General features: G+C 66.0%; 23 protein-coding genes and 1 pseudogene. 9 read left to right on the top strand and 15 right to left on the bottom strand.

The window, feature by feature from the left end; translation table 11 throughout:
• Positions 1–12 precede the first annotated feature (12 nt).
• Positions 13–1,548: a thioredoxin family protein gene (locus NK214_RS12425; protein ID WP_253314640.1), complete on the top strand. Its 1,536-nt coding sequence runs from the start codon at positions 13–15 to the stop codon at positions 1,546–1,548.
• 1 nt (position 1,549) lies between these two features.
• Here the strand turns inward: NK214_RS12425 and NK214_RS12420 are convergent, their stop codons facing one another.
• Positions 1,550–2,731, bottom strand: coding sequence for a diguanylate cyclase (locus tag NK214_RS12420; RefSeq protein ID WP_235088809.1), 1,182 nt, complete (start codon positions 2,729–2,731; stop codon positions 1,550–1,552).
• A 167-nt stretch (positions 2,732–2,898) separates the two neighbouring features.
• Between NK214_RS12420 and arfB the strand changes: the two genes are divergently transcribed.
• The 4 genes from arfB to NK214_RS12400 all read left to right on the top strand — a co-directional run bounded on the left by arfB (position 2,899) and on the right by NK214_RS12400 (position 5,903).
• Positions 2,899–3,306: an alternative ribosome rescue aminoacyl-tRNA hydrolase ArfB gene (gene arfB, locus NK214_RS12415; RefSeq protein WP_081544746.1), complete on the top strand. Its 408-nt coding sequence runs from the start codon at positions 2,899–2,901 to the stop codon at positions 3,304–3,306.
• Positions 3,307–3,388: 82 nt separating this feature from the next.
• Positions 3,389–5,011 carry a methyl-accepting chemotaxis protein gene (locus NK214_RS12410; RefSeq protein WP_107799233.1) on the top strand — a complete coding sequence of 541 codons (1,623 nt, stop codon included), beginning with the start codon at positions 3,389–3,391 and terminating at the stop codon, positions 5,009–5,011.
• Positions 5,012–5,088: 77 nt separating this feature from the next.
• Positions 5,089–5,295 (top strand): hypothetical protein, encoded by a 207-nt coding sequence (locus NK214_RS12405; protein WP_019101381.1) that lies wholly within the window; start codon positions 5,089–5,091, stop codon positions 5,293–5,295.
• On the top strand, positions 5,292–5,903 hold the full coding sequence (locus NK214_RS12400) for a PolC-type DNA polymerase III (protein ID WP_253314639.1): 612 nt from the start codon (positions 5,292–5,294) through the stop codon (positions 5,901–5,903). The genes NK214_RS12405 and NK214_RS12400 overlap by 4 nt, the downstream gene beginning before the upstream one ends.
• A gap of 35 nt (positions 5,904–5,938) precedes the next feature.
• On the opposite strand, the gene NK214_RS12395 is transcribed toward NK214_RS12400, so the two are convergent.
• Positions 5,939–6,871, bottom strand: coding sequence for a LysR family transcriptional regulator (locus NK214_RS12395; RefSeq protein ID WP_253314638.1), 933 nt, complete (start codon positions 6,869–6,871; stop codon positions 5,939–5,941).
• A 119-nt stretch (positions 6,872–6,990) separates the two neighbouring features.
• On the opposite strand from NK214_RS12395, the gene NK214_RS12390 reads away from it, so the two are divergent.
• On the top strand, positions 6,991–7,800 hold the full coding sequence (locus NK214_RS12390) for a phytanoyl-CoA dioxygenase family protein (protein WP_253314637.1): 810 nt from the start codon (positions 6,991–6,993) through the stop codon (positions 7,798–7,800).
• Positions 7,801–7,806: 6 nt separating this feature from the next.
• Here NK214_RS12390 and NK214_RS12385 read toward each other — a convergent pair whose 3' ends face one another.
• The 5 genes from NK214_RS12385 to rpe all read right to left on the bottom strand — a co-directional run bounded on the left by NK214_RS12385 (position 7,807) and on the right by rpe (position 12,323).
• Positions 7,807–8,226, bottom strand: a complete 420-nt coding sequence (locus tag NK214_RS12385; protein ID WP_253314636.1) for an N-acetyltransferase — start codon at positions 8,224–8,226, stop codon at positions 7,807–7,809.
• Between the two features lie 100 nt (positions 8,227–8,326).
• Positions 8,327–9,790, bottom strand: coding sequence for an anthranilate synthase component I (gene trpE, locus NK214_RS12380; RefSeq protein WP_227108186.1), 1,464 nt, complete (start codon positions 9,788–9,790; stop codon positions 8,327–8,329).
• A gap of 138 nt (positions 9,791–9,928) precedes the next feature.
• Positions 9,929–10,597: a phosphoglycolate phosphatase gene (locus NK214_RS12375; protein WP_253314635.1), complete on the bottom strand. Its 669-nt coding sequence runs from the start codon at positions 10,595–10,597 to the stop codon at positions 9,929–9,931.
• A gap of 257 nt (positions 10,598–10,854) precedes the next feature.
• A complete protein-coding gene (locus NK214_RS12370) occupies positions 10,855–11,610 on the bottom strand; it encodes an SDR family oxidoreductase (protein ID WP_107799226.1) in 756 nt (251 codons plus the stop codon).
• Between the two features lie 29 nt (positions 11,611–11,639).
• Entirely contained in the window at positions 11,640–12,323 is a 684-nt protein-coding gene (rpe, locus tag NK214_RS12365) for a ribulose-phosphate 3-epimerase (protein WP_235088803.1), read from the bottom strand.
• Between the two features lie 107 nt (positions 12,324–12,430).
• Between rpe and apaG the strand changes: the two genes are divergently transcribed.
• Together apaG and NK214_RS12355 are read left to right on the top strand one after the other, a co-directional pair.
• On the top strand, positions 12,431–12,811 hold the full coding sequence (apaG, locus tag NK214_RS12360) for a Co2+/Mg2+ efflux protein ApaG (protein WP_019101389.1): 381 nt from the start codon (positions 12,431–12,433) through the stop codon (positions 12,809–12,811).
• Positions 12,812–13,147: 336 nt separating this feature from the next.
• Complete coding sequence (locus NK214_RS12355) at positions 13,148–14,941, top strand: ABC transporter ATP-binding protein/permease (protein ID WP_253314634.1); 1,794 nt, start codon at positions 13,148–13,150, stop codon at positions 14,939–14,941.
• A gap of 49 nt (positions 14,942–14,990) precedes the next feature.
• On the opposite strand, the gene NK214_RS12350 is transcribed toward NK214_RS12355, so the two are convergent.
• From NK214_RS12350 to NK214_RS12325, 6 genes are all read right to left on the bottom strand, one after another.
• Positions 14,991–15,386: a hypothetical protein gene (locus NK214_RS12350; protein WP_253314633.1), complete on the bottom strand. Its 396-nt coding sequence runs from the start codon at positions 15,384–15,386 to the stop codon at positions 14,991–14,993.
• A gap of 69 nt (positions 15,387–15,455) precedes the next feature.
• Positions 15,456–16,181 carry a metallophosphoesterase gene (locus tag NK214_RS12345; RefSeq protein WP_253314632.1) on the bottom strand — a complete coding sequence of 242 codons (726 nt, stop codon included), beginning with the start codon at positions 16,179–16,181 and terminating at the stop codon, positions 15,456–15,458.
• 131 nt (positions 16,182–16,312) lie between these two features.
• A complete protein-coding gene (locus tag NK214_RS12340; protein WP_253314631.1) occupies positions 16,313–16,978 on the bottom strand; it encodes an HD domain-containing protein in 666 nt (221 codons plus the stop codon).
• A gap of 74 nt (positions 16,979–17,052) precedes the next feature.
• Complete coding sequence (locus tag NK214_RS12335) at positions 17,053–17,979, bottom strand: pseudouridine-5'-phosphate glycosidase (protein WP_253314630.1); 927 nt, start codon at positions 17,977–17,979, stop codon at positions 17,053–17,055.
• A gap of 26 nt (positions 17,980–18,005) precedes the next feature.
• The gene (locus tag NK214_RS12330) at positions 18,006–19,088 is read right to left on the bottom strand and encodes a PfkB family carbohydrate kinase (RefSeq protein WP_227108202.1); all 1,083 of its coding nucleotides are present in this window, start codon (positions 19,086–19,088) and stop codon (positions 18,006–18,008) included.
• A gap of 59 nt (positions 19,089–19,147) precedes the next feature.
• Positions 19,148–19,981, bottom strand: coding sequence for a GNAT family N-acetyltransferase (locus NK214_RS12325; RefSeq protein WP_253314629.1), 834 nt, complete (start codon positions 19,979–19,981; stop codon positions 19,148–19,150).
• A gap of 169 nt (positions 19,982–20,150) precedes the next feature.
• On the opposite strand from NK214_RS12325, the gene NK214_RS12320 reads away from it, so the two are divergent.
• The gene (locus NK214_RS12320; RefSeq protein ID WP_048411033.1) at positions 20,151–20,339 is read left to right on the top strand and encodes a putative motility protein; all 189 of its coding nucleotides are present in this window, start codon (positions 20,151–20,153) and stop codon (positions 20,337–20,339) included.
• Positions 20,340–20,668: 329 nt separating this feature from the next.
• Here the strand turns inward: NK214_RS12320 and NK214_RS12315 are convergent, their stop codons facing one another.
• Together NK214_RS12315 and NK214_RS12310 are read right to left on the bottom strand one after the other, a co-directional pair.
• The gene (locus tag NK214_RS12315) at positions 20,669–21,496 is read right to left on the bottom strand and encodes an alpha/beta hydrolase (RefSeq protein ID WP_233246671.1); all 828 of its coding nucleotides are present in this window, start codon (positions 21,494–21,496) and stop codon (positions 20,669–20,671) included.
• Positions 21,496–22,719 (bottom strand): annotated as a pseudogene (locus NK214_RS12310) (PhoH family protein); the annotation flags it as partial. The gene NK214_RS12315 and the pseudogene NK214_RS12310, both read right to left, overlap by 1 nt.
• Between the last annotated feature and the right edge of the window lie 150 nt (positions 22,720–22,869).

The following is a 22,869-nucleotide window of genomic DNA, read 5'->3' as shown; positions in this document are numbered from 1 at the left end:
GAGAATTCTGCGATGAAGCTTACCTTGATCTCGCTGGCCTTTGTCGCCGCCAGCCTGGCCTTGCCGGCGCAGGCGGCCTCCGCGCCGGTTGACGGCCACGCCTTGCCGCCCGGCATCGCCTGGCTGCAGGGCGATGTGCCGGCGGCCTTCGCCAAGGCCAAATCGGAAAACAAGCCGCTGTTCCTGTACTGGGGCGCGGTATGGTGCCCGCCGTGCAACCAGGTCAAGGCCACCATTTTCAACCGCCAGGACTTCATCGCCCGCACCCGTCAGTTCGTGCCGGTCTACCTGGACGGGGACAGCCCGGACGCGCAAAAACTGGGCAGCGAATTCAAAGTGCGCGGCTACCCGACCATGATTCTGTTCCAGCCGGACGGCGCCGAGATCACCCGCCTGCCGGGCGAGGTGGACCCGGAGCGCTATCTGCGCACGCTGGAGCTGGGGCTGGCGGCGGCGCGGCCGGTGAAAGCGCTGCTGCAGGCGGCCTTGGCCGGCGACAAGCTGGCGGACGGCGATTGGCAATTGCTGGCGGATTATTCCTGGGACACCGATCAGGCGCAGATCGTGCCGGAGAAACAGGTGGCGGCGACGCTGGCGGGTTTGGCGGACAAGGCGCCGGCGCAGCCGGCGGCCACCGCGCTGCGGCTGAAGCTGAAAGCGCTGGCCGCGGCTGCCGGCGAGGATGCTCCGGCGCCGGACCGCGCAGCGGGGCTGGCCGTCGCGCGCGCCGCCTTGGCGCAGCCGCGCGCCAACGCCGACATCCTGATCAATAGCGCCGCCGACATCGTCAAGGCGCTGAGCGCGGACGGGGCGGAGCGTCAGGTCTTGGCGGCGCAGTGGAACGTCGCGCTGGAAAAACTGGCCGCGGACGCGGGCTTGTCCACCGCGGACCGCCTGGGCGCCTTGTCGTCGCGGCTGGCGCTGGCGCGCCTGAACCAGCCCAAGGGCGAGCTGCCGCGATCCTTGCGTGAGGAAGTCAAACAGCGGGTGGCGGCCGTGGACAAGGCCACCGCCAATCCTTATGAACGCCAGGCGGTGATCACCGCCGGCGCCGACCTGCTGACGCAAGCCGGCTGGCTGGACGAATCCGACGCGCTGCTGAAGGCGGAACTGAGCCGCTCCCACGCGCCGTACTACCACATGCTGATCCTGGCCTCCAACGCCAAGCAGCGCGGCGACAAGGCCGCGGCGCTGGACTGGTACCGGCAGGCTTACGAAGCGGCCAACGGCCCGGCCACGCGGCTGCAATGGGGCGTCAGCTATCTGAGCGGGGCGATTGAGCTGGCGCCGGGAGACGAGAAACGGATAGAGAGCACCGCCAGCGCCATTTTCAAGGAAGCGGGCGGCACGCCCAGCGCCTTCTACGAGCGCAATCGGCGCTCGCTGGAAAAAGCGGTGAACCGGCTTAAAGCCTGGGGCCGGCAGCAACAGCAGGCGGCGGCGCTGGCGCGGCTGGCCGGGCAGCTGGAGGAGGTGTGCGCCAAGTTGCCGGCCGGCGATCCGCAAAAGCCGGTGTGCGAGGGCCTGGCGCAGTCCGCTCGCTCTTGAGTCAACCGGCGGCGGGCAGCGCCGACAGCATCACCTTGTCGCGGCCGTGATGCTTGGCCTGGTAGAGCATGGCGTCGGCCTCGCAGAACAGGCTTTCCAGCGAGGCGTGGCTGCTGTTCAGACAGGCCACGCCCAGGCTGGCGGTGAAACGCAGCCGCGCGCCGGCGTCCGGCAGCGGCAGTTCGATGCGGGCGATGGCGGCGCGCAAGCGCTCCGCCACCTGCGCCGCCTGTTCGCGGCCGGTGTCCGGCAGCAGAATGCAAAACTCCTCGCCGCCGTGGCGGCCGATCAGATCGGTCTGCCGCGCCTGCCGGCGCAGACAGTCCGCCAGCGCGGTCAGCGCCTGGTCGCCGGCCAGGTGGCCGTGGCGGTCGTTGATGCTTTTGAAATGGTCCAGATCCAGCACGATCAGCGACAAGGCGCGCCGCTCGCGCTGAGCCAGGCGGAAGGCCGTCACCGCCTCCTCGTCGAAGCTGCGCCGGTTCAGCAAGCGGGTCAGGCTGTCGCTGCGCGATTGCTGCAACAACTGATCCATCGCCCGTTCGTACACCAGGTAGAGCTGGCACACCACCACGCCGTAGCCGGACCACTGCGTCATCAGCAGCAAGAGATTCTGTCTTTGGCTGGCCACTTCCATTTCCGGCTGTCCGGAAGACAGGGCCAGCGCCAACTGCGTCAGCTCCAGCAGCAGGGTCAGCACCGCCAGCGCCGAGGCCAGGGATTTGCCGGCGCGCGGGCTGTCTTGTTCCGCCTGCCACAGCCGCCAGGCAATCAGCCCCCACAGCAGGCAGCCGCCCAGCGAGAAGATGGCGTGGCGGGCCAGCGCCGAATGCGCCAGTCCGTCGTGGGCGAACAGCAGCAGCGGAATGAAGATCAAGGCCAGTCCCAAGGGCAGGCTGTATTGGCTGGAATGATTGTAAAAACGCTCGATGCTGATCAGCACCTGCAAGGCGGCCAGCTGGATCAACAGCTTGGCGCCGATGGAGATCAAGGCGGGGTCCAGATCCAGCGGGGCCAGGTAGAGCAGGCCGGCCGCCGCGTCCAGCAGGCCGCCGATGGCGAGCGCCAATACGGCGGGCTGGCGCTGGCTGCGTCGCCAGAACAGGAAGGTGACCAGGGAGATGACCAGGCTGTAGCCGGCGGTGCAAGCCAGCGTTGTCCGTGGGTCGAGGAAAAATGACATCGTGTTCTATGGGCAAGGAGCGTCTGGCAGGGTATCGGCCAGGCAAGCGCACGACAATAGCAGTCTATTGATATTCATACAATTTCACTCTGAAATAAAACGCCGCCCCATGCCATGGGATGCGGCGGGTGCGCTACAATTATCTCTTTTGATTGTTGGTCTGCATCATGGACAAGCCGCGGTATCCGATCAGCGAGCGCGAAGTGGAATTCAGCGCGATGCGCGCGCAAGGCGCGGGCGGGCAAAACGTCAACAAAGTGTCGTCGGCGGTGCACCTGCGCTTCGACGTGCGCGCCTCCTCCTTGCCGGAATGGCTGCGCGAGCGGCTGCTGGCCCAGCCGGACCAACGCTTGAACAAGGACGGGGTGCTGGTGATCAAGGCGCAGCAGCACCGCACTCAGGAATTGAACCGCGCCGACGCGCTGCAGCGCCTGCAGGCCTGGGTCGACGCCGCCAGCCACATCCCCAAGGCGCGCCGCGCCACCAAACCCACTTACGGCTCCAAGCAGCGGCGGCTGGCCGGCAAGACGCGGCGCGGCGAGGTCAAGTCCCTGCGCGGCAAAGTGGATCTATAGCCGGCCCAATTGCTTCGGCGGAATCGCGGGAATGTATTAGTGTTAATGCTGTGGGCATTAATATTGAGGCAAAGGGGCCGCGATGAAAGGCTTGACGATTAGGGCGCAGCTGCAGCTGCTGGCTTTCGGCATAGTGGTGTCCTGCCTGCTGATCGGCGCGGTCGGCTACCAAAGCACGGCGCATCTGGCGCGCAGCATCAATGAGTTGTTGGACAGCCAGGGCGCGGTGCGCCGGCAGATGGACGCCGACATGATGCACGACGCGGTGCACGGCGACGTTCTGGCGCTGATGCTGGCGCAGAAGAACGGCGATCGCGCCGCGCTGACGGAAATCCGCAAGGACGTGGACGAGCACCGCAAGCGTTTTCTCGGCGCGATGAAGGAAAACCAGGACAAGATCAACGATCCCGACGCCCGCGCCTTGCTGCAGCAGATCCTGCCGGTGGTGGAGCGCTACACCGCGGCCGCCGCCGCCATCGTCGCGGTCGGCTTCGACCAGCCGGAACAGGCGACGGCCAAGCTGAAGGATTTCCAGCAGGACTTCGCGCTGCTGGAAGACAAGATGGAAAAACTGGCCGACGCCATCGACAACGGTTCGCGGCGGCAGAACGACAGCACGGTGGCGCAGGTGGGCGTGGCCGCCGTGCTCATCATCGTCGCGGCGCTGGCCGCGGCCTTGCTGATGGCCTTGCTGTGCTGGTGGGTGGCGCGTTCGGTGCTGCCGCCGATCGAGCGTTTCAAGGACGCGGCGCAACGCATAGAGCGCAGCGGCGATCTGTCCATCCGCGCGCAGGCGGGGCGGCGCGACGAGCTGGGCGCCGCCATCGGCGAATTCAACACCTTGATGGACACCTTGCAAGGCATTGTCGGCAAGGTGGGCCAGACTTCCGGCGCGCTGGGAGACTCCGTCGACGAGATTTCCCAGCTCACCCAGAGCGTGGAGCAGGCTAGCCGGCTGCAAACCGATTCGGCGCAGTCCATGGCCGGCGCCATCCAGCAATTGGCCGACCACCTGGCCAGCGTGGCCGAGCACGCCGACAGCACTTTGCGGATCGCCGGCGAAGTGGGTCAATGCTCGAGCGAGGGCAGCAAGGCGGTGCAGCAGACCGTGGGCAATATCGGCAACCTGGCCCAGACCATTCATCACAGCGCCAACAGCGTGCAATTGCTGGAGGGCGACATCCGCAAGATAGGCGGCATGGTGGATTCGATCCGCGGCATTGCCGAGCAAACCAATCTCCTGGCCTTGAACGCCGCCATCGAAGCCGCGCGCGCCGGCGAATCCGGCCGCGGTTTCGCCGTGGTGGCCGACGAGGTGCGCGCGCTGGCGGAGCGCACTTCGCAGGCGACGGCGGACATCGTCAACGTCATTTCCCAGCTGCAAGCCACCTCGGAGCAAGTGGTCAGCGGCATGGAAAACGGCGTAGGCCAGGTGGAGCAGGGCGTGGAGCTGGTGAAGCAGCTGGGTGGCATGGTGGACCAGATCGGCCGCCAGGCCGGGGTGGCGGAGGAGCGCATCCGCAACATTTCCCGGCTGCTGGACAATCAAAAAGAGGCCGGCGCGCAAATCCTGGTCAACGTCGACGCGGTGACCCAGCATGCCGGGACCACCAGCCGTTCGGTGGAGCAGGTGCAGGACGAATTGCTGCAGCTGCGCGGCCATTTTGGCGAACTGAGCGAGTCCATCCGCCATATGCGGGTCTGATCCGGTTTGGCCGTCACGGCCGGCGCGGGTAGAATGCACGGTTTTTCGACACGCGAAAGCAATGTGAGGATTCGGCCATGGCCAAGAAACAAAAACAAGACGAGTTGGACGAGGAAACCCGCGCGTTGCTGGAATGGTGCGCCGAGGTGGAAACCCATCTGGTGGCGGCCGGCGCCACGGTGGCGGAGGCGCAGGAGCATATCGAGGAACAGGCGGAGTGGTACACCGACCAGTACTACGACGGCCTGAGCCCGGAAGAGGCGGCGCGGGCGGCGCTGAAATGAGTCGACGCATCGCCGTCATCGATTTCGAAACCAACGGCGCGTCCCCGGGACGCGACTGTCGCGCCACCGAAATCGGCGTGGCGCTGCTGGAGGACGGCCGCATCGTCGGCCGTTACCAAAGCCTGATCAACGCCGGGGTGTGGATTCCGCCGATGATTGAGCGGCTGACCGGCATCAGCAACGCGATGCTGCGCGACGCGCCGCCGCCGGCGGTGGCGATGGCCGAAGCGGTGCGCTTCGTCGGCGACACGCCGCTGGCCGCTCACAACGCCAGCTTCGACCGCAAGTTCTGGGATTACGAGCTGGCCCAGCTGGGCCTGTCGCGCAGCCAGGACTTCGCATGCACCCTGCTGCTGTCGCGCCGGGTGCTGCCGCAGGCGCCGGACCACAAGCTGGGCACTTTGGCGCGCTGGCTGAGCCTGCCGGACACCGGCCGCGCCCACCGCGCGCTGGCCGACGCGGAAATGGCCGCGCATTTGCTATCGCATTTGCAGGGCGAACTGAGCAGCCGCTATGGCGCGCATCTGTGTGAGCACGGCCAGCTGTGCGGCATGCAGAAAGTCAGCGCGGCCAAGATAGGCCAGTATCTGCAAGCCCAGGCCGGCTGAACCGCGGTTCGCGTCGTGATGAGGCGGCGCAAATCTCAGCCGCCTTCGTCTGGCGCGACGACGCCAAACTCCGGTCTGGCCGCGAACCAGGCCAGCGCCCGTTCGCGCAAGGCGGCGACGGCCGGCGTCTCCGCGCGCTCCCGCAGGCAGGCCAGCACGATGCGTTGCGCCGGCAGCGGATCGGCGATGGGGCGCAGCGCCAGCGGCCGGCCGTCATAGCTGTGGTCGCCGCGGGGCCGGGTGTAGGCGATGGCCACGCCCAGGCCGTGAGCCACCATGCCGCGTTGCAGCTCAAGGCTGCGGACCGATTCCAGCCGGGCCGGCCGCAGGCCGTGCATGCGCAGCAAGTCCAGAAAATGCGGGCCGCTGTGCGCCTGCTCGGTCAGCAAGAGCGGCCATTCGCATAACTCCCTCAAGCCCACCTGTTCGTTTCGCGCCAGCGGATGATCGGCCGCCAGCAGCGCGTGGGGCGCCAGCGTACGCAGTTCGGTCAGCGCCAGCGCGGGCGGCAGCGCCAGATCGTAGCTGATGGCGACGTCCAGCCCGCCTTGCAGCAATTGCGGGCCGATCAGGTCGAAGCCGCACTCCCGCGGCTCCACGCGCAAGGATGGATGCCGCTCGCGCAGCGCGCGCAGCAAGGGCGGTAGACAGTAGGGCGCCAGATCCTCGAAGCAACCCAAGGCCAATTCCCCGGCCAAGGCGTCCGCGCCGTCGGCCAGCCCCTCCAGCGCCATCGCGGCTTCCACGGTCCGCCGCGCCTGCGCCAGCGCTTGCCGGCCAAACGGCGTCGTCGCCATGCCGGAGCCGCGGGTGCGCACGAACAAGGCCTGTCCCAGGATGCCTTCCAGCTCTCCGACGGCGGCGGATACCGCCGGCTGGGAGACGTTCAGCCGTTCGGCCGCGGCGCTGATGCCGCCGTGACGGGCCACGGCCAGCGCGTAGCGCAATTGACGCAAGGTCAGCTTCATCGCTTTTTCCGAGGAGAATGATCAAAACATATTATTTTATTTTGGCATGGACTTGCGCTGATAGTGAGGGCAGTCGCCCGCAGTGGCGGCGTGTATCCATACAAGAGGAGGAGATGCCCATGTCAGCCTGTCCCGAAATGTCCATTGCCGACATCGCCGCCTTTCAGCGCGACGGCGCCGTCTGCCTGCGCGGCCTGTTCCGCGATTGGGTGGATGTCATCGCCGCCGGCATCGAGCGTAATCTGCATGCGCCCGGCCCCTACGCCGGCAATGTGGTCGCCGCCGGCGAGCCGGGCTCCTTCTTCGAGGATTATTGCAACTGGCGGCGTATTCCCGAATTCGAGGCGGTGGTGACGGAGTCGCCGGCCGCGGCGGCCGCGGCTACCCTGATGCGCTCGACCCGCGCGCAATTCTTCCACGAGCATGTGCTGGTCAAGGAGCCCGGCACCCACAAGCCCACGCCCTGGCATCAGGACATCCCGTATTACTTCGTCGACGGCGAACAGACCGCCAGTTTCTGGATTCCGGTGGACCCGGTGCGCGAAGCCACTTTGCGGCTGGTCGCCGGTTCGCATCGCTGGGAGGAATGGGTGCGGCCGGTGCGCTGGAAAGACGATTCCGGCTTCTACGAGGGCGATGCGCGCCGCTACCGCGACGCGCCGGATCCGGACAGCGAGCCGGGCATGCGGGTGCTGGAGTGGGCCTTGGAGCCGGGCGACGCGGTGCTGTTCGATTTCCGCACCGTGCACGGCGCGCGCGGCAATCCCGGCGGCGGACGGCGGCGGGCGCTGTCCTTGCGCTGGCTGGGCGACGACGCGCGTTACGCCGAGCGTCCGGGACGCACCTCGCCGCCGTATCCGGAGCACGGCATGAGGCCGGGCCAGCGCCTGCGCGAGGATTGGTTTCCGGTGCTGTGGCCGGCGGCCTGAGGTCTGTCAGGCGGTCCAGCGCATCAGGAATTCGCCGTCGGCGTATTGGATATCGACAAAGCCTAGGCGCAGGTAGAGCCGTCGCGCCGGATTACGCTCCAGCACGCTGAGCTCCAAGGCGGCTCCTGCGTGTTCGGCCTCGCGTTGCAGACTGCGGATCAGCTTGCCGCCCAGGCCGCGGCCATGGCAGTCCGGCAGCAGTTGCAACTGGATCAACCGCCAAGCGGGGAGCCGGCGCGCGACTTTGAGCAGACCGATGTCCCGTTCGCCTTCGAGGATGATGGAGGCGTGTTCGAAACCATCGTGGACTCGGCTCAGGAGTGCATCTTCATCCCAGGGGCGGCCCGCCGTTTGCAGATGGGGACCCATGCTGGCGCGGCGCAGTGCCAGTAGGAAGGCGAGGTCGCCGCGGACGGCCGGGCGCAAGGTGATGGGTTGGCTCAGCGTTTTTCTCCTGAAGTCGACTTGGCGACGCGGTGCTTTGCACCATAGAGAACGGCCCGCCTAGGCGGGCCGTTTGTTCGGATCAGGCGTCCAGTCCTTGCTGGGCCAGCGCCGCGGCGCGCAGAACGGCGCGCGCCTTGTTCTGGGTTTCCTGCCATTCCATGTCCGGCGAGGAGTCGGCGACGATGCCGGCGCCGGCCTGCACATAGAGCATGCGGTTCTTCAACACCGCGGTGCGGATGGCGATGCACAGGTCCATATCGCCGTTGAAGCCCAGATAGCCGACCGCGCCGCCGTAGATGCCGCGCTTGCTGGGTTCGAACTGGTCGATGATCTCCATCGCCCGTACCTTGGGCGCGCCGGACAGGGTGCCGGCCGGAAAAGTGGCCTTGAGCACGTCGATGTTCGACACCTCGGGGCCGACCTTGCCTTCCACGCTGGACACGATGTGCATCACATGGGAATAGCGCTCGATCGCCATATTGTCGGTGACGCGCACGCTGCCGGTGACGGCGACGCGGCCCACGTCGTTGCGGCCCAGGTCCATCAGCATCACGTGTTCGGCGATTTCCTTGGGGTCGGCCAGCAATTCGGCCGCCAGCGCCTCGTCCTGCTCGCGGGTCTGGCCGCGCGGGCGGGTGCCGGCGATGGGGCGCACGGTGACGGTGTCCTGTTCGCGGCGCACCAGGATTTCCGGCGAGGCGCCCACCACGTGGAAGTCGTCGAAGTGATAGAGGAACATATAGGGCGACGGGTTCAGGCTGCGCAGCGCGCGGTAGAGGCTGAGCGGGGACTCCGCGAACGGCATCTGCATGCGCTGCGACAGCACCACCTGCATGATGTCGCCGTCGTGGATGTAGCGCTTGCAGGCGGACACCGCGTCCTTGAACGCCTGTTCGCCGTATTCCGACGCCGATTGCGTGCCTTGGGCCGGCAAGGACAAGGGCGCTTCCAGCGGCTCGCGCAGGCGGGCGCGCAGTTGCGCCAGCCGCGCCTCGGCTTTGAGCAGCGCGTTGGGCACTTCCGGATCGGCGTAGACGATCAGATAAAGCTTGCCGGACAGATTGTCCACCACGGCCAATTCCTCGGACACCATCAGCAGCATGTCCGGCGTGCCTATGGTGTCGGGCTTGCTGGTTTCGGACAGTCGCTTTTCGATGTGACGTATGGTGTCGTAGCCGAAATAGCCGACCAGGCCGCCGGCGAAGCGCGGCAGGCCGGGTTGCGGCGGGGTGCGGAAGCGCTGTTGGAAGGCTTCGATGAAGGCCAGCGGATCGCCGCTGTGACGCTCGATCACCTTGTCGCCGTATTCCACCTGCACCTGCTGGCCGTTGACCCGCAAGCGGGTGGTGGACGGCAGGCCGATGAAGGAGTAGCGGCCAAAGCGCTCGCCGCCGACGACGGACTCCAAAAGATAGGAATAGGGCTGGTTGGCCAGCTTCAGGTAGACCGACATCGGAGTGTCGAGATCGGCGAACAGCTCCAGGCTGACCGGGATGCGGTTGTAGCCGGCGGCGGCCAGGCGGTTGAATTCTTCATGGGTCATGGCGGGTCCTGCGCTCTTGTGGTCGTGGTGAGGTCGAATGCAGCTTGTCAAACAGGCATTGAGCGGCGCCATCGGCATCCAAGCCGGTATCCTTGCTTCATCATGAAGTCGTCATCCGTAAAAGAAGTTATCAGCTGATCAGCTATTCTTCATCAAATCGTATAGTTCGGCAATATTGGACACCGTGAGATCGGCGCCCAGCGTGGCGGCGTCGGCATAGCCGTAGCTGACGGCCACGGCGGCGCAGCCGGCATTGCGGGCGGCCTGCACGTCGTTGGCGGAGTCGCCGACCATGGCCATCTGTTCAGGTTGTATGCCCAAAACCTGGCAAACGTGCAGCAAGGGCAGCGCCGACGGTTTCTTTTCCGCCAGGGTGTCGCCGCCGATGACCAGGCTGAAGCAATCGCGCAGCCCCAGTTGTTCCAGCAGCGGCAGCGCCAGCCGTTCGGATTTATTGGTGATCACCGCCAGCGGCAGCTGCAGCGCGCGTAGCAGGCCCAGGCCGTCGGTCACGCCCGGATAGATGGTGGTGTTGTCGCTCAGGTGTTCGCGGTAGTACTGGATGAAGAAGACGTAGCCGCGCTCCCACAGCGCCGGATCGGCCTGGCCGTCGCGCTCATTGGTCAGCGCGCGGTGCACCAGGCTGGCGATGCCGTCGCCGACGTGTTCTTGAATGCGCAGCGCCGGCAGCGGCGGCAGGTCCAGATGTTCGCGCATGGCGTTGGCGGCGGCGGCCAGATCCGGGATGGAATCGACCAGGGTGCCGTCCAGATCGAAGGCGACGGCTTTGATGTGTTTCAGGTTCATAAGCGTTTCAGCGCGGCGGCCAAGGCCGCCGCCGGTTTGGTTTAGTTTAAGGCGGGCTTGCGGTGTCGCGCCTCGCTACGCGCGGCAGGTTTTGCACCGCTTCTCAGAACGTGTTTACGATCTAGCGAGCTAAGGCGAGACAAGGCGGAAACGAGCGAAAAAGCGGAATGTACACGTGGTACATGAGCATTTTGAGCTCGGTTTCAACGCCCATTTCTATCCATCCCGCCGACGCGCAGCAGATCGTAAACAGGTTCTCAGCCCAGGTTGCGGATGTCCACCACGGTTTGCAGGCCAAAAGCCGGCGACAGCAGATGGTCGACGATGCGGCGCGCGGCGGCGGCCGGGGTGCTCAGTTCGCCGTCCGCCTTCAGCGCGTCGAAACGGGCTTTCTGCGGGAACTGCTCGGCGTCGCTGCCGCGGATGCTGGCCTGCATGTCGGTGTCCACCACGCCGGGGTAGAGCGCGACGATGTGCGCGGCGTTGTCCTGGCCGGCCTGTTCCGCGGCCACGCTGCGGCTGAAGTGGTCCAGCCCGGCCTTGGTGGTGCAATACACGCTCCAGCCCGGGTAGGGTTTGGCGGCGGCGCCTGAGGAAATGTTCAGGATGCGGCGGCGGGCCTTGAGGCCGGCGCTGGCGCGCAGCAGCGCGTCCGTGGCCAGCATCGGCGCCGCCAGATTGATCGCCAGCGCGCGGACCAGGTCTTCGGCCGGGTAATGGCCGGCCTGGGCGATGGGCGTTACCACGCCGGCATTGTTGATCAGGTTGAGGCTGGCGCAGTCGGCCGGCTTCAGCTGTTCCAGCGCGGCGGCGATGGCCGGCGCCACCGCGGCGGCGTCGGAGAGGTCGGCGTCTATGGCGCTCAGGCGTTCCGGGTAACGGCGCGTCAGCGCGGCCAGCGCGTCCACGGCGCCGCGCGCCAGGCCGGCGACGCGGTAGCCGTCGGCGAGCAGGGCTTCGGTCAGCGCCAGGCCAAGGCCGCGGGAGGCGCCGGTCACGATGAAGGCGTGCATAGTCTGTGCTCCTGGGGTGAGGGCCGGTTTCAGCGGAGTTGGGCCAGCTCGGCGCGCATCTCGTCGATCACGGTCTTGTAATCGGCCTGGCCGTAGATGGCGGAACCGGCGACGAAGGTGTCGGCGCCGGCTTCGGCCACCGCGCGGATATTGTCGGTCTTGATGCCGCCGTCCACTTCCAGCCAGATTTCGCCGCCGTGCCTGGCGGTGTATTCATCAATGCGGCGGCGCGCCTCGCGCACCTTGTCCAGCGCGTGCGGGATGAACTTCTGGCCGCCGAAGCCCGGGTTCACCGACATGATCAGCACCATGTCTATCTTGTCCATCACATGGTCCAGATAGGACAAGGAGGTAGCCGGGTTGAACACCAGGCCGGCCTTGCAGCCGGCGTCCTTGATCAGGCCCAGCGTGCGGTCGACGTGCTCGGAGGCTTCCGGATGGAAGGTGATGATGTTCGCGCCGGCCTTGGCGAAGGCGGCGGCCAGGCTGTCCACCGGTTTCACCATCAGATGCACGTCGATGGGCGTGCCCTCGCAGTGCGGGAGGATGGCTTCGCACACCATAGGCCCTATGGTCAGGTTGGGCACGTAGTGATTGTCCATCACGTCGAAATGGATGATGTCGGCGCCGGCGGAGATCACGTCGCGAACCTCTTGGCCAAGACAGGAAAAATCGGCGGAAAGAATGCTGGGAGCGATACGGAAAGTGCGCATAGGGCGTTGCTTTGGGCAAGGATGAACACGGGATGGCCACATTCTACCGCGCCAAAAGCGTTCCGGCGGGATAAAATGAAGCACAAACAACAAAAGGAGCGCTGAACATGGCGGAAAAAACCTACCGTGTCGAAGTGGAAGCCGAACCGCATTACATCGAAGAACAATCCAATATGGCCAACGATATTTATGTGTTCGGCTATCGCATCCGCATCACCAATACCGGCAGCGAGCCGGCGCAGCTGGTCAGCCGCCACTGGATCATCGCCGACGCCAACGAGCAGGTTCAGGAAGTGCGCGGCATGGGGGTGGTGGGCGAGCAGCCGCGCATCGAGCCGGGCCAGTCTTTCGACTATTCCAGCGCCACCCATCTGAAAACGCCTTACGGCTCAATGAAGGGCAGCTATCAGTTTCTGGCCGACGACGGCAAGCGTTTCGAGGCGGAAATCCCCGAGATGAATCTGGTGGCGCCGCGCGTGCTGCATTGAGAACCCGTTCAAAGTCCGCCGAGCTCTGGCGAAACGGCGTTGAAACCGGCTTAGGAATGCCCATGCGCCGCTTGGCCATTGCGCATTTTCGGCCGCAACGCCTTGTCTCGCCCCCGCTCGCTGGACTTTGAACAGGCTCTGAGACTTCGCAAAGCCGGCGGCGCTATTTTTCCCTGGGCCAGGTCCACCACACGATGAAGGTGGCCAATCCGCCGGCAATCGCCGCTTCCAGCAATAATATCCACATGTCCGCGCCCCCTGGCGAGCGTTGATGATGTTCGCAAGACAACTCAACTCTCACTTTGGAACAGCTTGACGCAACAGGCAATCCCAAATATGCGTTTTACCCATTCCGGCCCGGCTCCGGACCACCGCAACGATATCGCCACCCTCAAGACGCTTGTGCCCTATTTATGGGTGTTCAAGTGGCGGGTGCTGCTGGCGCTGTCCTGTATGATTTTGGCCAAGGTGGCCGCGGTCAGCACGCCCTTGTACCTGAAAGACATCGTCGATCAACTCTCGGTGCCGGCCACCCTGTTGGCCTTGCCGGTGCTGGCGCTGGCCGGCTACGGCTGCGCCCGCCTGCTGTCCAGCGTGCTGGGCGAGCTGCGCGACGCGGTGTTCGCGCGGGTGATACAGGGCGCGGTGCGCAGCGTGGCCGGCGGCGTGTTCCAGCACCTGCTGCGGCTGTCGCTGCGCTTTCACCTGGAGCGTCAGACCGGGGGCATGAGCCGCGACATCGAGCGCGGCACCAAGGGCATAGGCTTTTTGCTGAACTTCACCGTGTTCAACATCCTGCCCACCTTGCTGGAAATCGGCATGGTCACCGCCATTCTGCTGCACCGCTACGCCTGGCCGTTCGCGCTGGTGACCTTCGGCACCATCGCCGTCTACATCGCCTTCACCCTGGTGGTGACCGAGTGGCGCACTGTCTACCGCCGCAGCATGAACGATCTGGACTCCAAGGCCAACGCCAAGGCGATAGACGCGCTGCTCAATTACGAGACGGTCAAATATTTCAACAACGAAGGCTACGAGGCGGCGCGCTACGACAAGAATCTGGCGGCCTGGGAAGCGTCGGCGATCAAGAACCAGGTGTCGCTGTCCATGCTCAACGCCGGCCAGGGCCTGATCATCGCCAGCGGCGTCACCCTGATCATGGTTTTGTCCGCGCGCGAGGTGGTGGCCGGGCGGATGACGGTGGGCGACGTGGTGCTGGTGGCTACTTTCATCACCCAGTTGTACGCGCCCTTGAACTTCCTCGGCTTCGTCTACCGCGAGATCAAGCATTCGCTGGCCGACATCGAGCGCATGTTCGCGCTATTGGGCGCCAACGAGGAGGTGGCGGACGCGCCGGGAGCGACGGTGCTGGCCGCGCCGGCGGCCGCGGTGCGCTTTGAACAGGTGGGCTTCGCTTACGAGAGCAAGCGGCGGATTCTGAACGAGGTCAGCTTCGACATCCCGGCTGGCAAGACGCTGGCGGTGGTCGGCGCCAGCGGCGCGGGAAAATCCACGCTGTCGCGGCTGCTGTTTCGCTATTACGACGTCGGCGAGGGCCGCATCCTGGTCAACGGCCGCGATATCCGCGAGCTGAGCCAGGACAGCCTGCGCGCCCATATCGGCATCGTGCCGCAGGACACGGTGCTGTTCAACGACACGGTGTATTACAACATCGCCTACGGCCGGCCCGGCGCCAGCCGCGAGGAAGTGATGGAAGCGGCCAAGTCCGCGCACATCCACGATTTCGTCAGCAGTCTGCCGGACGGTTACGACACGATGGTGGGAGAGCGCGGCCTCAAGCTGTCCGGCGGGGAAAAACAGCGGGTGGCGATTGCGCGCACCATTCTGAAGAATCCGCCCATTCTGATCTTCGACGAGGCCACCAGCGCGCTGGATTCGCGCACCGAGAAGGCGATCCAGCGCGAACTGGCGGAGATCTCAGCCAACCGCACCACGCTGATCATCGCCCACCGGCTGTCCACCATCGTCGACGCCGACCAGATCCTGGTGATGGAGGCCGGGCGCGTGCTGGAGCAGGGCAGCCACCGCGAGCTGTTGGAGCGCGGCGGCCGCTACGCCGAGATGTGGCGTTTGCAGCAGACGGAGCAGCCGGCGACCGACGACGTCTGAGAACCTGTTCCAAGTCTGCCGCGCGGGAGCGCCGCGGTCTTGAACCGGCTCAGGGCTGGCGTCGGCCGGCGGCCTTGAGTTCGCTCATCGCCGCCAGCACGGCGTCGGCCAGCGTCAGCATGCGCTGGCAGTCCGCGCTTTGAGGGTGGCCGGCGAAGTCCAGCGCGGGGGACAGCGCCTGTAAGGCGCGGCGGGCGCTGGCGGCCACGTCGGCGGCCAGATTGAAATCGCCGGGCGACAGCACCCGGCCGTTGCGGATTTTCTTGTAGTACACGGCCGCCATCTGCGCGTACTGCTCCGAGGTTTGCTGAGCGGCCAGGCTGGGCTGCAAAGCCTCCAGCAAGCTCATGATTTCGCGGCAGGCCTGCTCCGCGGCGTTCCAGCGCTTGTCCTGTTGCTGGCGTTGCTGCGCCTGGGGCTTGGTCGCGGCTTTCTTGCTCGCCATCTTGGGCTCCTGGGAAAAAGTCAGAGCGCCGCATTCTAGCCATCCCGGCCGCGGCGCGCCACCGTCGCGCTAATCGTGCAGGTGGAAACCGAGCAGGGCGTCGTCTTCGCTGGGCAGCGACAGTTCGACGAAGTCGTTCAGGCAGAACAGGGTCAGTTTGCCGCCGTAGACGGCGCCGGTGTCCAGGTTCAACACATTGTCGAAGCGGGTGGCGCTGGTTTGCGGGGTATGGCCCACCAGCAGCAGGTCCACGCCGCGCACAACGCCGCCGCGGCCGTGGCGCGCGCGTTCCCGCGACCACAGCGCGACGTTGCGGCCGCTTTCCGGCAGCGTGCCGTTGGCGAGGCCGGCGGCCAGCGCGTCCCAGTTGTTGCCGGGGCAATCCGCGTGCACCACGCCGATCTTGCCGCCGTCCGCGTCGCTGACTTCTATCGCGTAGGGCAGGCGCTGAAAAGCGGCCAGGCAGGCTTGTCGCTGAGGCGCGGGCAGGGTCAGCAACCAGGAGCCGCCGTTGTTGACGTGGCGGATTTCGGCTTGCTTGTCGCCCAGTATCGAATCGATCGCCAATTGTTCGTGATTGCCGCGCACCGCGTAGAACCACGGTTGCGCCAGCCACTCCAGTACCGCCGCGCTGTCGGCGCCGCGGTCTATCATGTCGCCGACCGACAACAGACGGTCGCACTCGGGATTGAAGGCGGCCATTTTCAGCAAACGCGACAATTGGCGGAAGCAGCCGTGAATGTCGCCGACCGCCCAATCGCGGCCTTGGGTATTGCGTTGCAGCTTCAGAATCATGCTCGAACTCGGGGGTGGGGTGCGGCTATTTTGCGCCATGCCAATGGTTTTGTCATTGTGTTGATAGTTTCACAATTAGAATTGTTTTGATTTGACTATCAAAGGCTTACCGAGTTCGATGTCATCCGGGGCTAGGCGGTTCGCCATTCCTGGCAGAATTGCCGGCGGAAGTCCCGCAGCCACTGCAGTCGTTGCTCCGCCATCTTTCGGCCGGCCTCGGTTTGCATCATGGCCGGCAATTTGGCGAGCTTGACCTCGATGTGGTCCAGTGCCCAGCGGCGGTCGTCCAGCTGGCGGGCCTCGCCCAGCGGATCTTGCGGATGAGCCAGCGCCGAGTCCATGCGCCCGGCGGTGTAGAACAGCCGCGCCAGGCCGACGGCGCCCAGCGCGTCCATGCGGTCGGCGTCCTGCACGATGCGGGCTTCCAGGCTCTGCGGCGGGATGGCCGCGCTGAAACTGTGCGCCTCGATGGCGTGGGCCACGCCGTCCAGCCGTTCCGCCGGAAAATCGCCGGCGGCCAGCTGCGCGCGGGCGCGGGCTGCGGCCTGGCGCGAGGCCAGATGGCGTTCCGGATGGTTTTTCGGCAGGTTGACCAGGTCGTGCAGATAACAGGCGGCCAGCACGGTCAATGCGTCGGCGTTGGGATGGGCGTCCAGCAACTGCCGGGCGCAGGCCCAGACGCGATGGAAATGGTTGAGATCGTGGGCGCCGTCGTCGTCGCCCGGCTGTTGTTGCAGCAGGCCGATCAGGCGGACGCGCCAGTCGTCTAGCGTCGCGTCGGAGAGAATGGAGTTCATGGCGGCGGCAAGGATTGGGGCAGGGGATTACAGCCCCAATCCGCGTCGCCGTCAAGCCGGCGATTTAACAGTTCTCAGCCTGCGTTCAGTTCGCAGTAGCGCGCCGCGATCGCCGAGGCCAGGCGGGCGTTGTTCAGCACCAGCTGGATGTTGGCGGCCAGGCTGTTGCCGCCGGTCAGCTCGCAGACGCGAGCCAGCAGGAAGGGCGTGGACTCCTTGCCGGCCACGCCTTGCGCTTCGGCCTCGCCCAGCGCCTGCTCGATGGCGGCGTCGATCTTGTCGCGCGGCATCGCGTATTGCTCCGGAATCGGATTGGCCACCACCACGCCGCCGCGCAGTTGCAGATTCCACTTGGCCTGCATCGTGGCGGCGATGTCGGCGGCCTCGTCCAGGCGGTGGTCCAGTTTGAAGGCGCTATCGCGGGTGAAGAAGGCCGGCAGGTGGTCGCAGCGGTGGCCGATGACCGGCACGCCATGGGTTTCCAGGTATTCCAGCGTCAGGCCCAGGTCCAGGATGGACTTGGCGCCGGCGCAGACCACGGCCACCGGGGTTTGCGCCAGTTCCTGCAGGTCGGCGGACACGTCGAAGCTGCGCTCGGCGCCGCGGTGCACGCCGCCGATGCCGCCGGTGGCGAACACGCGGATGCCGGCCATCGCGGCGATGATCATGGTGGTGGCCACGGTGGTGGCGCCGCTGCGTCTGCCGGCGACGATGAAGGGCAGGTCGCGGCGGCTGACCTTGGCGATGTCGCGGCCGCCCTTGCCCAGGTATTCGATCTCGTCCGCGCTCAGACCGGCCTTCAGACGTCCGTCTATGATGGCGATGGTGGCCGGCACCGCGCCGTGGGCGCGGATTTCCGCTTCCACTTGCAGCGCGGTTTCCACGTTCTGCGGATACGGCATGCCGTGGGAAATGATGGTGGATTCCAACGCCACCACCGGGCGGTTGGCGGCCAGGGCGGCGGCGACTTCGGGATGGATGTCGAGATGGGCGTTGTGCATTGCGTGCTCCTTAGTTGATGACGAGGTCAGGCGTTCAGATAGGCTTCCACCGCCGCGCGGGACAGTGAAGGGTTGTTGGTGGCGGCGGAGGACAGCGTCAGCGCGGCGCAGCCGCGAGCAAAGCGCACGCTGTCCGCCAGCGACAGCTCATTGAGCCAACCCCAGGTCAGGCCGGCCATCAGCGCGTCGCCGGAGCCGGTGGTGTTGACGATGGCGCAGTCCGGCGCGTCCAGCCAGCCGTCGCCGGCTTCGCCGCTGTAATAGATGCCGGCGCCGGCCATGCTCAGCACTATGCGGCGCACGCCCTGGCCATGGAACCAGCGCGCCGCCTCCGGCGCGTGCTCCGCCCGTTCCAGCGGCAGGCCGGACAAGGCGGCGGCTTCCAGGCGGTTGGGTTTCAGCGTGTGGATGCGCGACAGCCAGGGGCGGACGCGCTCGGCCTTGAACGCGGATACCGGATCGACGAACAGCGGCTTGTCGCCGCTTTCGGCGATCAGCCAGGCCAGCGCGTCGGCGCTCAGATTGGTGTCGGCCACCACCGCGCCGGCGTGGCGCACCAGCTCGCTCTGCGCTTGCAGGCGTTCAGGCGTCAGCCGGTTGAGGATGTCCATGTCGTTGATGGCCAGCGCCATGTCGCCGTCGGCCTGCTGGATGGACAGATAGGTGGAGGTGGCGGCGTCCGGCAGCGTCAGACAGCCGCGCACGTCGACGCCGGCGCGCTGGGTGGCTTCCAGCAGCGAGCGGCCGTGGATGTCGTCGCCCACCACCGAGACCAGCCGGCAGTCGGCGCCGAGCCGCGCCAGGTTTTCCGCGACGTTGCGCGCCACGCCGCCGGGCGAGCAGCGCACCTGGCCGGGATTGGAGTCGCCGTGGCGCAGCGCGGCGGCGGCGCTGCCGACGATGTCCATATTGGCGCCGCCGACGGCGGCGACATAGCGCTGCTCGGCCAGGATGTAGCCTTTGCCGCGGATATGCCCCTTTTGCACCAGATTCATGATGTGCCCGGCCACCGCCGAGCGGCTGATGCCCAGTTGATCCGCCAGCTCCTGCTGCGGGATCAGCGGATCCAGGCGCAGCAGAGAGAGGATTTGTTGTTCCCGCTCAGTCATCAAACATTTGTCCGTTTTGCAAACATTTGTTTGATATTACGGCATTGGCATGCCGGAGGTCAAGGGCGGCGCATTTCCCATTGCGACAGCCACAGACGGGCGCCGCAAGACCGCAGCAGGCCGGCGCCGGCATCGTCGTCGGCGTCTAGATTGCTGATGGCCAGCGCGGGCGCGGCGGTGTCCCGCTGTACGGCGGCCAACAGCGAGCGGGCGACGCCGCGGCGCCGATGCGGCGGCGCAACCGCCAGTTCCGCGACGTCGCCGGCGGCGGAATAAAGCGCGTAGCCCAGCAAATCGCCGTTCTGTTTCGCCGTCATCAAGAGCAGCGGCGGCCGCGCGCGCTCCAGGCTGTCGCGGCTATTGGGCACGGCGGGCTCGCTGTGCAGTGGCCAACGCGGCCATTGCGAGCGGTCAGCGGCTTCGCAGCGCCAGCCGGGCGCGGCGTCCACGGCCAGCGCGTGTTCAATGCGGTAACAGTCCAGCCGGCGGCGAGGGCGGAAGCCCAGCTTCAGATAGGCGGCCATGGCCGCGGCGTTGTCGCTGATCACCTCCAGTTGTTGACGCTGTATGCCCCGGCTGGCCAGCCGCCGGCTGACCGCGGCGGCCATCGCTTGCAGCAGGCCTTGGCGGCGCGCGTCGGGCGTGACGCCGGTGGCGACGCAATAGCCGATCGGGCCGGCCTCGTCGCAGTGCACGCCGGCCAGCCACAGACCGACGAGTGCGCCGTCGCGCCAGGCGCCGATGCTCAACTCCGGGCGCCAGCCGCGCCGATGCAGCATGGCGGCCAGCTGTTCTTCGTCCATTTGCATGGGCAGCAGGTAGTCGCTGAATGCCAGCCTGAAGGCTTGATGGATGAGGGGGAAATCGATCAGGGACAGGCTGTGCAGGCGCATGGACGGGCTCGGGTCAATAGGGATGGGCTGATTATGCGCGGCGACGGCGCGGCGCGGTCGGCGCTGTCGTGAATTGGATACAAAAGACTAAATTCAGCGATGACAGCCGACGACGATGCGTCTAGACTATAGCCATGCGCATTGTGCGTGTTTCAGAGGGAGGCGAAGTATGGATGGATTGAGTCAGATCAGCGGGCAGGGCGTGTCCAACAGCATCCAGATCTACGCATTGAAAAAAGCCATGTCGGCGCAGTCGCAGTCGGCTTTGAGCTTGGTGCAAGGCGCGTCCGACAATATGGCGCAGGCCCAGGCCAGCAATCCGGCCCATCTGGGGCAGAATATCGATACCCGCGCCTGAGACGGCGGGGTGACTGGAAAAGCGGCTTAGGCCGCTTTTTTTATTGCCGGGTTCAGAACCTGTTCACGGTCTAGCGGGTAAGAACGTGTTTACGATCTCGCGAGCTAAGGTGAGACAAGGCGAAAACGAGAGAAAAAGCGGAATGTACAAGTGGTACAGGAGCATTTTGAGCTCGGTTTCAACGCCGTATCGCCGACGCGCAGCAGATCGTAAACAGGTTCTAAGGCGTTGCGGCTGAGAAAGCGGAGTGTGCTCGTGGCGCATGAGCATTTCGAAGCGGTGCTCGCCGCGCCACGTCTCATGACGCGCAGCAGATCGTAAGCAGGTTATCAGGCGCTGAGCGCCTGATCCCAGTCTTCCGGAAATTGCCGTTCCAGCCAGTTCGCCAGCCATTCCGCCGCGCTCTCCCAGCGCGTGTCCAGCATCATCATATGGCCAAGATGGGGCAGGATGTCCGCCGCCACGTCCAGACGCCGCGCGGTGGCCACCACGTCTTCCGGCCCCACCAGCTGGTCTTCGGCCGCGCCCAGCACCAGCGCCGGCAGCCGCGCCAGCGGCCGGTTGGCCAGCGGGTTGACCAGGGTCATGTCCATCAGCGCTCGCTGGCTTTCCTGCTGGCAACGGCTGATCAGCAGCTCCACCGCCGATTCCGGCGCGTCCGGCGACAGCAGCATGTCCTTCAGTTCGATGAACTCCGGATCGTACAGGCCGTGCTGGTACATATTGAGCTTGAGAAACAGCGCCGGCGCCTGCGTCAGCAGCCGCAGACTGGACGAGGCGAGCCCCCCGGGCGGGACCGAGGCCAGCAAGGCCGCGCCGGGCAGCTTGTGGCGGCTCAGGTATTGCTGCACCACGTAGCCGCCCATGGAGTGGCCCACCATCACCGGCGCGGCCGGCAATTGCTTGAGCGCCGCGTCGAGATTGCGCACATAGTCGTCGACGCCGATCGCGGCCAGGTAGTCCCGGCCCTCGCTGCCGCCGTGTCCCTCCAGGCTCAGCGCCCAGCAATCGTAGCCTTGCCGGGCGAACCAGGGCATGAAGTATTCCCGCCAGCACCAGGCGCCGCAAAAGGCGCCGTGCACGAACAACAACGGCGGCGCGAGACGCGCCGCCGTTGGCGCCGGGGCTTGATGCAGCAGCTCCAGGCGCGGGGACATCACAGCACTTCGGCGGCGTGGTCCGCCAGCCGCGAGCGCTCGCCGCGCTGCAGCGTGATGTGGCCGGAATGGCCCCAGCCCTTGAAGCGGTCCACCACATAGGTCAGGCCGGAACTGCCCTCGGTCAGGTAGGGGGTGTCGATCTGCGAGATATTGCCCAGGCAGACCACCTTGGTGCCGGGGCCGGCGCGGGTGATCAGGGTCTTCATCTGCTTGGGCGTCAGGTTTTGCGCCTCGTCGATGATCAGGTATTTGTTGAGGAAGGTGCGGCCGCGCATGAAGTTCAGCGATTTGACCTTGATGCGGGAGCGGATCAGGTCGCGGGTGGCGGCGCGGCCCCAGTCGCCGCCGTCGTCGTCGCTCTTGTTGAGCACGTCCAGATTGTCCTCCAGCGCGCCCATCCACGGCGCCATCTTTTCCTCTTCGGTGCCGGGCAGGAAGCCGATGTCCTCGCCCACCGGCACGGTGACCCGGGTCATGATGATTTCGGAGTACAGCTTCTGTTCCAGCGTCATCGCCAGGCCGGCGGCCAGCGTCAGCAAGGTTTTGCCGGTGCCGGCCTGGCCCAGCAGGGTGATGAAGTCCACCTCCGGGTCCATCAGCAGATTGAGGGCGAAGTTCTGCTCGCGGTTGCGCGCGGTGATGCCCCAGACATTGTTCTTGTGGTGGCTGTAGTCCTTCAGCGTCTGCAGCACCGCGGTCTTGCCCTCCACCTGGGTCACGCGCGCCTGCAGCGGCTGGGCGCCTTCCTGCCACAGCATCTGGTTAACGTAGAGGTTCTGGCCGTCCGGGCCCTTGACCTGGTAGTAGCTGCGGCCCTGTTCCTGCCAGGACTTCATGTCCTTGCCGTTGCGCTCCCAGAAGCTTTCGTCGATTTCCCGGGTGCCGGTGTAGAGCAGGTCGGTGTCTTCCAGCACCTTGTCGTTGAAATAGTCTTCCGCGTCCAGGCCCAGCGCGCGGGCCTTGATGCGCATATTGATGTCTTTGGACACCAGGATCACCGAGCGGCCTTGCTGCAACTCCTTCAAGGCCATCACGATGCCGAGGATCTGGTTGTCGGCCTTGCCCACCGGCAGAGACGGCGGCAGCACGCTGTGTATCGCCTGGGTCTGCAGGATCAGCTTGCCGGCGGCGGCGTCGCGGCTGGCGCTCTTCAGCGGAATGCCGGATTCGATCTTGGCTTCGGCCCCGCTGACGATCTCATCTAGGAAACGGCTGGCCTGGGGGGGGGGGGGGGGGGCGCCGGCCCCCCCCCCCCCCCCCCCAAAACACCCCCCCCCCCCCCCCCCGCCCCCCCAACGCGGCTACAGGGATTTTAGGGCGTGTTCCTAGTGGTGTTCGCGGGCGTGGTTGATGGTGTACCGGGGAATGTC

It is taken from the genome of Chromobacterium sp. S0633, from assembly GCF_024158805.1.
Taxonomy (GTDB): domain Bacteria; phylum Pseudomonadota; class Gammaproteobacteria; order Burkholderiales; family Chromobacteriaceae; genus Chromobacterium.
Note: the sequence above shows the minus strand (reverse complement) of the source record. Positions and strands in the feature narration are given on the sequence as shown.